General features: G+C 35.6%; 11 protein-coding genes. 7 read left to right on the top strand and 4 right to left on the bottom strand.

All coding sequences use genetic code 11. The annotated features are described in order from the left end of the window. Positions 1 to 559 precede the first annotated feature (559 nt). From LF887_RS00555 to LF887_RS00535, 5 genes are all read left to right on the top strand, one after another. Positions 560 to 1,114, top strand: coding sequence for a hypothetical protein (locus LF887_RS00555; RefSeq protein ID WP_236856894.1), 555 nt, complete (start codon positions 560 to 562; stop codon positions 1,112 to 1,114). 74 nt (positions 1,115 to 1,188) lie between these two features. Continuing rightward, on the top strand, positions 1,189 to 2,109 hold the full coding sequence (locus tag LF887_RS00550) for a helix-turn-helix transcriptional regulator (protein WP_236856893.1): 921 nt from the start codon (positions 1,189 to 1,191) through the stop codon (positions 2,107 to 2,109). A 130-nt stretch (positions 2,110 to 2,239) separates the two neighbouring features. Further along, positions 2,240 to 2,779, top strand: a complete 540-nt coding sequence (locus LF887_RS00545) for a hypothetical protein (protein WP_236856892.1) — start codon at positions 2,240 to 2,242, stop codon at positions 2,777 to 2,779. Continuing rightward, a complete protein-coding gene (locus LF887_RS00540; RefSeq protein WP_236856891.1) occupies positions 2,780 to 3,211 on the top strand; it encodes a nucleoside deaminase in 432 nt (143 codons plus the stop codon). Positions 3,212 to 3,322: 111 nt separating this feature from the next. Next, positions 3,323 to 3,505 carry a hypothetical protein gene (locus LF887_RS00535; RefSeq protein ID WP_236856890.1) on the top strand — a complete coding sequence of 61 codons (183 nt, stop codon included), beginning with the start codon at positions 3,323 to 3,325 and terminating at the stop codon, positions 3,503 to 3,505. 93 nt (positions 3,506 to 3,598) lie between these two features. Here LF887_RS00535 and LF887_RS00530 read toward each other — a convergent pair whose 3' ends face one another. Together LF887_RS00530 and LF887_RS00525 are read right to left on the bottom strand one after the other, a co-directional pair. After that, positions 3,599 to 4,132 carry a GNAT family N-acetyltransferase gene (locus tag LF887_RS00530; protein ID WP_236856889.1) on the bottom strand — a complete coding sequence of 178 codons (534 nt, stop codon included), beginning with the start codon at positions 4,130 to 4,132 and terminating at the stop codon, positions 3,599 to 3,601. A gap of 66 nt (positions 4,133 to 4,198) precedes the next feature. Continuing rightward, positions 4,199 to 4,957 carry a type III pantothenate kinase gene (locus LF887_RS00525; RefSeq protein ID WP_236856888.1) on the bottom strand — a complete coding sequence of 253 codons (759 nt, stop codon included), beginning with the start codon at positions 4,955 to 4,957 and terminating at the stop codon, positions 4,199 to 4,201. 201 nt (positions 4,958 to 5,158) lie between these two features. Between LF887_RS00525 and LF887_RS00520 the strand changes: the two genes are divergently transcribed. Continuing rightward, a complete protein-coding gene (locus LF887_RS00520; protein ID WP_236856887.1) occupies positions 5,159 to 5,761 on the top strand; it encodes a hypothetical protein in 603 nt (200 codons plus the stop codon). 271 nt (positions 5,762 to 6,032) lie between these two features. On the opposite strand, the gene LF887_RS00515 is transcribed toward LF887_RS00520, so the two are convergent. Beyond that, complete coding sequence (locus tag LF887_RS00515; protein ID WP_236856886.1) at positions 6,033 to 7,871, bottom strand: M1 family metallopeptidase; 1,839 nt, start codon at positions 7,869 to 7,871, stop codon at positions 6,033 to 6,035. A 285-nt stretch (positions 7,872 to 8,156) separates the two neighbouring features. Beyond that, positions 8,157 to 9,848 (bottom strand): DUF6909 family protein, encoded by a 1,692-nt coding sequence (locus tag LF887_RS00510; RefSeq protein ID WP_236856885.1) that lies wholly within the window; start codon positions 9,846 to 9,848, stop codon positions 8,157 to 8,159. 389 nt (positions 9,849 to 10,237) lie between these two features. On the opposite strand from LF887_RS00510, the gene LF887_RS00505 reads away from it, so the two are divergent. Further along, on the top strand, positions 10,238 to 12,433 hold the full coding sequence (locus LF887_RS00505; protein WP_236856884.1) for a glutamine synthetase III: 2,196 nt from the start codon (positions 10,238 to 10,240) through the stop codon (positions 12,431 to 12,433). Positions 12,434 to 12,445: the final 12 nt, after the last annotated feature.

Raw genomic sequence — 12,445 nt, 5'->3', positions numbered from 1 at the left:
AAACAGCAGTAACTTTACTGCTGTTTTTATTATTTTGCTCAGTAGAAAGCATATCTTAGGCTGGCTATATATTATCAACTCATTTTAATGTACTCAACCCGATCATCATGAAACATACAGAAGTCCAGATAAAAAAACCATAGCAAAGGTTTATCAAGATTTAAAATTAGATCATAACGATCAGTACCCTATAAAATTAAATTTTTGGAAGAAAGAAGATAAAGATAATAAATTGAATATGGATTATTGGGATGGATGGTATGATTATTCAAAAGGGTTCCCTCCTAATGAAATGTATGAAAATTACATAATAATGATAAATGATAAAGATGGAAAACCTTTATCCATATTAATCTTTCCTGAGGAATCTTAGATTGAGATTGATAAAAATGGAAATTATGCCTGGGAAAAATAAAACACAACACGTTTTGTCGCATTAAGCCCATATATTCGTCTTATAAATAAGATCATGAAAAACGATTTTAATATTACAGAAATCCGTTAAAACATATGAAATTAAAAAACAGGGTTGAATATATTCATTATAAAAAATTATAAAATGATAACAAAAAAAGATTATGATGTGTTATATTATGTAACACCAAAACAATACAGAGCTATTGTATTAGATCAACAAAAGTATGACCCCAAAGCAATGGAGAATTTAAATAAAGAAGAGATATTGGAAGAATTATTATTAAAATGCTCTCTCTCTGAATTAATTTCTACTTTAATACTAATTTTTAAGGAAAAGTATGCAAATCCTTTACCTATCTGGACAGGAATTGTAGATTATGACATGAAAACAAAAAAAGAATCATCAAAAAGAAAAGATATCAAAAAAATACAATTCGATTTTAAAGATGGTGTAAAAACTGACTTCGGAGGAAATACTGAATATTTGGATAACTTATTTATGGAGTTTCAAACACCTTCTCAGGTTTTCAAAGATATGGTAAAAATTAATTTGCAAGGGAAGCCATTTACAGAAAATGAACAAAATAATAAAACCACTTTTGTTATTTCCAATAGTCCTATTTCAAAGATAGAAGTTACTCCTACTTCATTCCATATGTTCATAAATAAGAGTTCCTTCATAGATTACGGGCAATAAGTTTATAATAAAAAAATAAAACACGACACCTTTTGTCGCATTAAGCACATATATTTGTCTTACAAAACTTTACTATGAAGAAAGACTTTTATCTGACAAGATATGCCTTAATTATTAAAAGATTAGAAAGTTCTCCGGCTACCTATTCTCAGCTGGAGGACTATCTTTTAAACTCTTTTGAATTCCAGGATGCGGACATCAAGAGCTACTCTATCCGTACTCTGCAAAGGGATATTCGTGAAATTTCTGATCTTTTCAATCTTTCTATTCATAATAAAAAAAAGGGGGACAACAGGTATTATATTGAAAGCCGCCCGATCATGGAAGTGGATGAATACAACCAAAAACTACTGGAATCATTCCAGGTGAGCAATGCCATGAATACCCATCCCAATTTTTCCGATTTTATCTTTTTCGAAAGCCGCAAACCTACTGGCGTGGAAAATTTTTATGACCTCTTCTTTGCCATCCGAAATAAAAGAGTTGTGACTTTTGAGCACTATAATTACAAAAACAAACTGATGACCTCCAGAAAGGTACATCCTTTGGCATTGAAAGAATCCAAAGACCGCTGGTACCTCATCGCTATTGATACCAAAGACAAAATTCTGAAGTCATTCGGGCTTGACAGAATCAATTATCTGGATGTGGCTAAGAATCAGTTTAGAGAAAAGTACAAATACAACTTCAGAGAGCATTTCAAAAATGCATTTGGTGTTATGAACCTGACGGAACAAAAACCGGAGAAAATTGTATTAAAATGCAGCCGCCATCAGGGAGAGTATATCAAAAGTTTCCCTCTTCATCAGTCGCAGAAAGAAACCAAAGAAACACCTGAAGAGATCTATTTTGAGTTCTTCCTCCACCCTACCTATGACTTTATGCAGGAAATTTTATCTTATGGAAAAGAAGTTACCGTACTGGAACCTAAATGTTTAGTTGATGATATCCGTACTCATTTGCAGGAGTCGCTGAACCGATATCTGGAGAGTTGATATATACGATCACATCTCATTTTTTTTGTTATATTTACATAAATATAGCCTATTGAGAACTTTATTCATCTGCCTTGCCTGTTTTATTTCTTCCTTTTGTCTGTCACAGCAAAAAGAAGAATTCCGGCTTGTGAAAAACTATTATAATCAGCATAGAAGTATGCTGAATAAAGAGTTTAAGAAAAAATTTGATGAAGAATCCAATACCTTAAAAAAATCTGCTATAAAAGGTGATTTTCTTTTTTTTATGAAAAAAATGGACAGTATTGAAAACAATGCATTAATTGGAGCGTTGGTGAAAGTCCGAAACTTAGAAGATCTTCGTTCCATTAATAGTCTCAAAGCAATCTCATCTGAAAAGCTTCCCGATATAGAAAAAGTTGCCGATTATCCAGGAGGGCTCAATTCTTTGAGACAGGAAGTCGCCAATCTGCTGTATGTTGACGGAGTATATTCTCAGGAAAAAACAATAAAGACAGATGTTGCTTTTATGGTAGAAAAAGATGGAAGCGTCAGCAATGTTCATGCGCAGGGTGATAACTTCACGTTCAACAGACAAGCGGAAATTGCATTATATTCTCTGGCAGAAAAATTTTCTCCTGCAGTCATAAAAGGTGATCCTGCCATTTATCGCTTTACACTTCCCTTAACTTTAACAATAACAGATTAAATGTTTACCGACGAGTACTATATGAAAATGGCACTGCAGGAAGCAGAAGCCGCTTTAGAAAAAGATGAAGTCCCCATCGGATGTGTAGTGGTTTCTAACAACCGCATTATTGCAAGGGCTCACAACCTTACCGAAACATTAAACGATGTGACTGCTCATGCAGAAATGCAGGCTATCACTGCTGCTGCCAATTTCCTTGGAGGCAAATACCTAAAAGACTGCACTCTATATGTAACAATGGAACCCTGTGTAATGTGTTCCGGAGCTTTATCCTGGTCTCAAATTTCAAAAGTAGTGATTGGAGCGAGAGATGAACAAAGAGGGTTTATCAACAAACACCTTACTTTACATCCAAAGACTGAAATGATAACCGGAATCATGGAAAAAGAATGTTCTACGATTGTTAAAGATTTTTTTAAAAGTAAGAGATAACGCGGCTCCCCTTAAAGAGAATTATTTTTCATAAAAACTTGAAAAACCAATAAAATAAATATGATTTATTGAATAATTAAGTATATTTGATCACAATCAAATTAAAATATTATGAAAAAATTATCAAGAAAAGAAACAGCAAAAATTAACGGAGGTATCCGCCCTGACCAATGTTTTTACACAGACAGCAATGGCGTAAGAAAAATCGGATGCAGAAATCAGCCTTTCCAGGATTCTAATGGTACATGGGTTTATCCATTGGTAGAATGCGATTCTTGTACAGGAGATCTTTAAGAATACATAAAGTCATTTAGATAATAAAAGAGTCAGAGAATGTAGAAATATTCTCTGACTTTTATTTTTATCGCATTGAAATATTTAACGTACTCAGTCTCTATGATTAAAAATAGCATACATGACAAGATCATGATATTCTCCGTCCTTTTTGACATGCTGTCTTAAAACAGCTTCCTGTTCCATTCCTATTTTCTCCATGATTTTTCCAGAGGCAGGATTGTGTGGAAAATGAGTAGCAAAAATTTTATTGAGTCCCATCTCTTTAAAACCAAAATCCACAATTGCTTTTGCTGCTTCCGTTACATATCCTTTATTCCAGTAAGGAATTGCCATCCAGTATCCTAATTCCGCTTTATCATCTTCCCTGTCATGAAGGCCGATAGCCCCTATAATCTGACCTTCTTTATTACGGATAGCAAAAGTATATCCTATCTGCTCATCAAAAGCTTCCTGAGATATTGTCAGCCAAAATCTGGCATCATTCTCTGTGTAAGGATAAGGGATATTAGACGTAAGATCGGAATAAATTCTATGCTGAAGATATTCAACAATAAAAGGAATATCTTTCTCCTCCAATTGTGAGAGAATGAGCCTTTCTGTTTCTAAGGTCGGAAATCTGTTCATTATATTACAGTTGAAACTAAGACAACGGATCTGCTTATGCTCAACCCGGATCTTAATATGATAAATTTATAAATCTTTTCCCAGAAAATAAAGTCCTTTTAACGTATGGAGCCTGTCCATTAAATGAATTTTATTCGTCAAAGGCTTATAGACATGAGATACACCCCCTGTTGCAATGACAAAACAATCGTCATTTACCTCATCATTTATTCTGTCAATAAAGCCCTCTACCATTCCTAAAAATCCGTATACCATACCGCTTTGCATACAGCTTACCGTATCCAATCCTAAAACAGTTTTAGGCTTCTTCAGCTCAATTTCCGGAAGCTGGGCAGTCTGGCTGATTAAAGAATTCAGAGAAGTAATAATGCCCGGGGCAATAATAACACCCAAAGATTCTCCGGTTTCCGAAATACAACTTGCCGTAAGTGCTGTTCCGAAGTCTAAAACAATCTTCTTTCTTCCAGGATAAAGCATATGAGCCGCTACAAGATTGGCATAAATATCCGTTCCTCTTGATTTAGATTTTGCCTGAACAATTGACGGCGTTGTACTGTCAACAATTACAGGACTTACTTTGTGAATCTTTTTTATGGCAGCACTCATCACTTTGGTGAGCTGGGGTACCACAGAACCAATAATTACTTTTTGGATTTCTTTTGGTTCTATTTTATACGTCTGGTAAAGCATCAGCATCTGAACGTATAATTCGTCCGCCGTTCTGTATGGTTTTGTATTGATTACCCAAGAAATATCACAATTATCATCATCAAAAAGACCAAATCTGATATTACTGTTTCCTACGTTGATTACGATTGAATTCATTGACATATTTTTCAAAAGAAATTTCTGGTCATTCTGTAATAGAAAGAGAAGAAATCCTATGTTAATTTTGCAGCCCTAAAATTAATCATTTTAGGAAAAACAACCTTTGGATTATCCACTAAATTATGATGCCCTTCTTATTTCTTTTTTCAGTTCTGGAACAAATGAGTATATTTAAGCGGAAAACATTTGAACCGCTCTATGAAAAATCTGATTCTGGCTATTTTCTTATGCTTCAGCTTGACCGCTTTTGCACAATCAAGTCTACAAATAAAAGAAACATTTCAGAAAATAAAAAGTCAGTCAAGTATTGACTCTAATGATCAAACAGTCTATGATCTTATGGATGAGTTTTATCAGAAGAGCCTTCAGGCTGATGATGATGAGATCACCCCCGAAACCATACATAAGATTGAAAAAGCGGCTTCTGATCCCAATACCAAAAACCTTCATTTGCTTTTTCTTTTCCTGATGTATCAACAGCATATCAGCCAGACTGTAATGGCAGGAAAAGCAGCTAATCCTGAATTCCAGATGGAAACAATGAACCTGCTGGAAAATGAAACCAAAAATGTTTATGGAAAAATCCCGGCTATCATTTATATCTATAAAGCTGAGGCTCTGGACAGCGGTCAAAAGAAAGAAGAAGCAAAAATTACGGTAGCTAACGGATTAAAGGAGTATCCTGATTCCATTCCTTTAAAAGTATACAGCTACTTAAATACCAAAGATGAGGTTCTGAAAAAAGACCTTATTAAAAACCATGCTAATCACTGGATGGTACAGCAGTTTGGCATTCAGTAATCTTTACAAAAAATCATAGAAAAGCCCTTTATATTTCTTCCTTATTCAAAACAACATTGCACGGAACCAGACGAGCTTTATTTCTATTAATCTCACCTCAATAAATCAATACAAATTATTTAAACTTTTTAATCAGGTGCAATTTTAGAAAATGATGTAGGAAAATCCATCATTAGACTTGTGCCGGAATGGCCAAGTGAATGGAAATATTCTTGAAACAACAAATCCCGCGGAATCATCTGCGGGATTTATTTTTATATGTTGTTATACGTTATTTCACTTCTACAAAGTTGTCTTCCATATTTACATCAGCAAGTCTCTGGCTAAAGTCTATTCCCAGCACAGATAATTGCGATTTTGTGTAAGGAACCGTAATGGTATACTGTTTCTGAGTCCATGGCCAGTAAGGCATTGTTTTGAACTCACCATACGCATCTTTTTCTTTCCAGGTGTGTGTCATATTCAACGGAATCTGATAAGTAACCACCTTCTTATCTTTTGTCATCACACTAAAGTCTATCGGCATAGGAACCTGACCGTTATTAACTAAGGTAATGGTAGTAGATTTTGCTTCATACTTTACATCCTTAATTCCATAATCAATGGTTTTCGTTGTATTGATCCAATAATTGTGAAACCACTTCAGATCCATTCCGGAAACTTTTTGTGCAATATGAAGGAAATCCCTGTCTGAAGGATGCTTCATGCTCCACTGATCATAATATTGCTTTAAAGTTTCAGCAAGATTTTGCTCTCCCATAATGTAAGCTAGTTCTACCAGATAAAGCTCGCCTTTCACATAAGAAGCATAGGTATACGCCGTTCCGTTGTCATGATGATCTCCCAGCCATACTGCAGGTTCTTCAATCCCTTTTTTAACAAATTTTCTGTACGCATCCAGTCTTTCCACAAAAGGATTAGGCAATTGTTCAGGGAACAGCTGATACATAGTATAGCCTTCTGCATAACTTGTAAATCCTTCGTCCATCCATGGTCTTACAGACTCATTGGTAGCCAGCATCTGCTGATACCAAGAGTGAGATCCTTCGTGAGCCATTAAGCCCATCAGGTCTTTAATACTTTTAGCTTCACCCAGAATCATCGTACACATCCCGTACTCCATTCCACCATCGCCTCCCTGGATGAATGCATAGCTTGGATATACATATTTTCCGAAATGGGAATTCATGATCTGGAAATATTTTGTAAGGTAAGGCTGTGCTTCACCCCATGCTTTCGTTTTATCATTTTTCTGATAAACTAAATAAACTTTTGGACCTTCCGGAACGTTAAAGCTCTCTACTGAATAATCTCTGTCTGCACTCCATGCGAAGTCTAGAATATTCTTAGCAGTCCACCTCCAGCTTACTTTTTTATCTTTTTCTGCTTTTATTTTAGCATTTGCATCATACCCCTTCACATCTGCAGGGTTCTCCAGAATACCTCCTGCCCCGATAACGTAGTCTTTATTAATTTTAATTGTAACATCAAAATCTGAGAACGGTGCATGGAACTCTCTTCCCATATAATCAAATGTTGCCCAGCCGTCATAATCGTACTCTGCAATCTTTGGATACCATTGCGTCATGGTCATATCTACGCCTTCTCTGTTGTTTCTTCCGCTTCTTCTGATCTGTTGAGGAATCACCGAATCCCAATCCATTGTAAAGACTGTTGTAGTATTAGGCTTGATCGGCTCTGCCAGATAGACCTTCATAATGGTTTCCTGAACTTCAAATTTCAGGTCTTTACCATTTTGCTTGATCCAGTGAATATTTTGAACACCTTCCTGATCTTTCGGAATAGAGGCCAGCCTTGAAATTCCATCTTTCTGCAACCTTGAGTCACCGTTTTTACCCTGGGAAGCTACTCTCTGATCCATCATAGAACCAGGCTTAAAAGCATTCCAGTACAGATGAAAATAAACCACATTCAGCTCATCCGGTGAATTGTTGGTATATTCCAAGGTCTGTTTTCCCTGATAGGTAAATTTTTCAGCATTGACATCAATATCCATCTTGTACTTTGCAGCCTGCTGATAATAAGCTCCTTGCTGAGCTTGAAATTGTGAAATGATAAACGCAAAAATGATTGCAGCCGATTTTCTCATTTAAAATTTATTTTTTTTTAAAGGTAGGTATTTTAAATAACACCCTCAAAACAGGAGTTATCCGGAGGTTTTATTCTGTTTAATATGGTTTTAGATGAATGGTAATTCAATTTGTTAAAAGACTAATATAATCTGACAATTACCTTATTTTAAATTCTTGCAGATTGTGATTTATCATAAAGTACCGGCTTGCTTTGCTAACCTGTGAAAAATAGTATTTGCGACTAGAAAAAAGCCTCAAATGCAAAACACATTTGAGGCTGGTATTATCATTTAAGATTACAATTATTTTTTAGAAGAAGCTTCTTTCTTTCCGCTTCTTAAGATCTTTTCAAGGATTCTTAAAGTGATCAGATAAGTTGGTTTTACTCCCGTAAGACCTAACCCTCCTGAAGATAATGTACTTCCTGTTTCCAAAGGATTATCAGAAGCATAATACGCATAGCATACAAAGAGATCCGGTGAAATGTGATGTCTGATTTTAGAAGCAACCTGAATAGCCTTCTGATAATGTGCCCCTTCCATTTCAAGACCAATAGCCCTCCATGAAGTATTCATAAAATAAGAAAGAATATCTCTGTTTTGAAGCGAAGTTCCTAAAACTGTGATCATCGGGCCTTCAAAAGCTTTTAATTCATCATCTTTAAAATCATCAAGTTTCAATGCATTTTCAAAAGGATAGTTATCTGCTGTTCCTTCAAAAATATGAGAGGTAGGAATCATAATATCCCCTTTCTCTCCTGTAAGAATTCCTGCTTTCCCCATAATGGAAACAGATTTCACATGCATCATATATACTTCTCCCTTATGCTCAAAAGGTTTTAGTAATTCATCCATTACTTCAAAAGCCTGCTCTCCGAATGCATAATCGAATACCATTACCACATCATCTCCGGAAAACTTAATATCGCTGAAAGGAGTATTTTTCAAATCTGTTTTGCTCAAATCAATGATCTGAACATCAATATTACTTCCACTCTTATCAGCAATATGAATCATTCCTCCATCTAAAGCATATTTTGATACTTTATCACGAAGTTCCTTTTTATTTGAAATCTCTTCATACAACTTGTAGTCTACTTCATGATGCTGCTTCTTTTTAAGCGCCTCATTCGCATAAAGCATATTCTTAACAGAGTGCATATTGGCAGAGATAATATGCAGCGGACGCATATGAAGATTGTTTTCAAATAAAACCTCCTTTACCTTATCCGCCCACTTTTCTCCAAAGTAATGGTGTCCTACTCTTTCCTTTAATATTGCACTGAAATGAATTTCTCTTTCTGTGGTTTCTTTAGCATCTTCAAGACTTACTTTTCCTAAGTTATAGATGATTTTAAATAATCGGTCCGGATTGTCATCATCTCCAAAAGTGTTATAAGCTCTTAAAGTTTCTTCAAAAGTTCTTCCTATTAAAGATGAAAGATGAATAAGAGCAACCTCTTTTTCTTTTCTGCTGTATTTCTTTTCACCCTTCACGACCTCTTCAATAATTTTAAAGGCGCGTGTCGGCTTCCAGTTTTCATCCCGAATGAAAGCCTGGTTACGAATTTTATCAGCTTCTATAAATAGGAATGTAAGGTGGGTAAGAATGTCATAAATTTCGGAACGGCCCAAAAGAACCTCAATATTCATCTGGTGTTCATCAATTCTATAACAGTTTCTTCTTCTTTTCTTAGGAACAATGGGTTCGAAACTTCCTTTATCAAAACCTTCATCAGATGTAAGATGAATAAAAGCACACTCCTCAATCCCTTCCGGAAGTCTGTCCAAAACATACATCAAGCCGTCAAGCTCCAATTTGTTCGGAATATTCATGGTCCCATAAATTTCCGGATTGATGGTTTTCAACAAACTTCTTATACTTTCTCCTGAAACCCCTCCTGGCTTGAAAAATCCTCTATAAAATAAGTGTCTCATAGAGATGTATAGTCTTTCGATAGCCTCGGTGGTTTCTCTTGCTCTAGAATTTGTCATAAAATAAATTTCACACAAATATACAAAATCTCCTCTCAACTTATTTTAACTATCTTTTAATAAGTTGTTTAAAACCCATAGATAAGCCGCTTTATTTTGATAATATACTGGTCTTCTTATCTATTTTAACAGGAAATGAATATTTATATTTTAATGTTATATTTATACTGGCATAAATTTTTAAAGGTTGAGACTAAAGCTCCCCTTAGTAAACGTTGTCCATTCTAAAATCTGAAACGTTATATTCTAAATGTTAACACCCCCTGTTAAAAAACAAAACCATTGTTTAAATTTTAGTTAAAATTAAACAACACCCCTTATTTTTTTAGGGTTAAATTATTTTTGATTCATTTTTTTTGTAAATTTGCCCTGTAAAAAATCACCCAAATATGTCAACCTTAAGATTCAAAGCATTAGAAACACTTCCGTTTAAGGATTTCAGAAAAGATAATTCTGTTGAAATCCCTGCAAAATTATCAGAACTCTTCTGTAAAAATGTTTTCTCTGAAGAAACGATGAGAGAGTATTTAACAAAAGAAGCATTCGGTTCTATTATGGATGCCATTAAAAAAGGCACTAAAATCCAGAGGCATATTGCAGATCAGGTAGCAGTAGCGATGAAAGACTGGGCAATGAGCAAAGGAGCAACTCACTACACGCACTGGTTTCAGCCTTTGACAGGTACTACAGCGGAAAAGCACGATTCTTTCTTTACCCCTATTGAAGGAGGCAGAGCAATCGAAAGATTCAGTGGAAGCATGCTGATTCAGCAGGAGCCTGATGCATCTTCTTTCCCAAACGGAGGGATCAGAAATACTTTTGAAGCAAGAGGTTATACAGCCTGGGATCCTACATCTCCGGCATTTATCATGGGAACTACATTATGTATTCCTTCTATCTTTATTTCTTACACAGGAGAAACTTTAGATTATAAAGCGCCACTTTTAAGAGCTTTGAACGCTGTGGATGAAGCTGCAACGAATGTAATGCAGTATTTTGACAAAAATGTAACGAAAGTAACTCCTACTTTGGGTTGGGAGCAGGAATATTTCCTTGTAGATTCGGCACTATACCAATCACGTCCGGACCTTGTTTTAACAGGTAAAACGTTATTAGGGCATTCTCCTGCAAAAGGACAGCAGCTGGATGACCACTATTTCGGTTCTATTCCTACGAGGGTAATGAACTTCATGAAGGAGCTGGAAATTGAATGTATGAAACTTGGTATTCCTGCAACAACAAGACATAATGAAGTAGCTCCAAACCAATTTGAACTAGCGCCAATGTTTGAAGAGGTAAACGTCGCTGTAGACCACAACTCTTTATTGATGGACATCATGGCAAGGGTAGCCCACAAGCACCACTTCCACATTCTATTCCATGAAAAACCTTTCGCAGGAGTAAACGGAAGCGGAAAACACAACAACTGGTCTTTAGCTACAGACACTGGAGAAAACTTATTAAGTCCAGGAAAAAATCCAAAGAAAAACTTACAGTTCTTAACATTCTTCGTTAACGCAATAAAGGCGGTTCATGAGTATGCGGATCTTCTGAGAGCAAGTATTGCTTCTGCAAGCAATGACCACAGACTTGGAGCGAACGAAGCTCCTCCTGCAATTATCTCCGTATTTATCGGAAGCCAATTGTTCAGTGTTTTGGAAGAACTTGAAAAAGTAACAAGCGGAAAATTATCTCCGGAAGAAAAAACAGAATTAAAATTAAATGTAGTTGGAAAAATTCCTGAAATCCTGTTAGACAATACAGACCGAAACAGAACTTCTCCATTTGCATTTACAGGAAATAAATTTGAAATCAGAGCCGTAGGTTCTTCTGCTAACTGTGCAGAGTCTATGACGGTAATGAATACTATTGCAGCAAAGCAGCTTAACGACTTCAAAAAAGAAGTGGACAGCCTTATAGAAGGAGGTCTGAAGAAAGACGAAGCCATCTTCAACGTATTAAGAGAATACATCAAGCAATCCAAGAGCATCATGTTCGAAGGTGACGGATACTCTGATGACTGGGCAAAAGAAGCTGAAAAAAGAGGGTTAAACAACCTTAAAACAACTCCTGAAGCTCTTAAGCAGGAAATGGACAAAAAATTCTTAGATCTATATGAGGAGATGGGAATTTTCAACCACAGAGAAGTTGAGGCAAGAAACGAAATCAAACTGGAGAAATACTCTACAGTAATCGATATTGAAGCTAGAGTATTGAGTGATATCGCAAGAAACCACATTATTCCTTCTGCTTTAAATTATCAGAACAGATTAATTGAAAACGTAAAAGGTCTTAAAGAAATTTTTGGAGACAAAGACTTCAAGCCATTGGCAAAAGAACAAATGAGTTTGATTACAGACATTTCCGAAAATGTCTCTAAAATCAAACTTGGAGTTGAAGCCCTTCTTAAAGCCAGAGAAGCTGCAAAAGATGTTTCAGACAGCCAAAAACAGGCAGAAGAATACTGTAACAAAGTAAAACCTTTATTTGACCCTATTCGTGACGCATCTGATGCACTAGAAATGATGGTAGACGATGAGCTTTGGCCTATGACAAAATACAGAGAAATGTTGTTTACCAAATAACAGCTGTACAGT

This window comes from Chryseobacterium sp. MEBOG06 (assembly GCF_021869765.1).
Taxonomy (GTDB): domain Bacteria; phylum Bacteroidota; class Bacteroidia; order Flavobacteriales; family Weeksellaceae; genus Chryseobacterium.
This window is presented reverse-complemented; position numbering and strand designations above follow the sequence as displayed.

What these genes read in the sequence shown, in the direction of transcription:
- LF887_RS00555 (WP_236856894.1), top strand. Translation starts at nt 560, where the DNA reads ATGATAACAAAAAAAGATTATGATGTGTTATATTATGTAACACCAAAA.
- LF887_RS00505 (WP_236856884.1), top strand. Translation starts at nt 10,238, where the DNA reads ATGTCAACCTTAAGATTCAAAGCATTAGAAACACTTCCGTTTAAGGAT.
- LF887_RS00520 (WP_236856887.1), top strand. Translation starts at nt 5,159, where the DNA reads ATGAAAAATCTGATTCTGGCTATTTTCTTATGCTTCAGCTTGACCGCT.
- LF887_RS00525 (WP_236856888.1), bottom strand. Translation starts at nt 4,957, where the DNA reads ATGAATTCAATCGTAATCAACGTAGGAAACAGTAATATCAGATTTGGT.
- LF887_RS00510 (WP_236856885.1), bottom strand. Translation starts at nt 9,848, where the DNA reads ATGACAAATTCTAGAGCAAGAGAAACCACCGAGGCTATCGAAAGACTA.
- LF887_RS00550 (WP_236856893.1), top strand. Translation starts at nt 1,189, where the DNA reads ATGAAGAAAGACTTTTATCTGACAAGATATGCCTTAATTATTAAAAGA.
- LF887_RS00540 (WP_236856891.1), top strand. Translation starts at nt 2,780, where the DNA reads ATGTTTACCGACGAGTACTATATGAAAATGGCACTGCAGGAAGCAGAA.
- LF887_RS00535 (WP_236856890.1), top strand. Translation starts at nt 3,323, where the DNA reads ATGAAAAAATTATCAAGAAAAGAAACAGCAAAAATTAACGGAGGTATC.
- LF887_RS00515 (WP_236856886.1), bottom strand. Translation starts at nt 7,871, where the DNA reads ATGAGAAAATCGGCTGCAATCATTTTTGCGTTTATCATTTCACAATTT.
- LF887_RS00530 (WP_236856889.1), bottom strand. Translation starts at nt 4,132, where the DNA reads ATGAACAGATTTCCGACCTTAGAAACAGAAAGGCTCATTCTCTCACAA.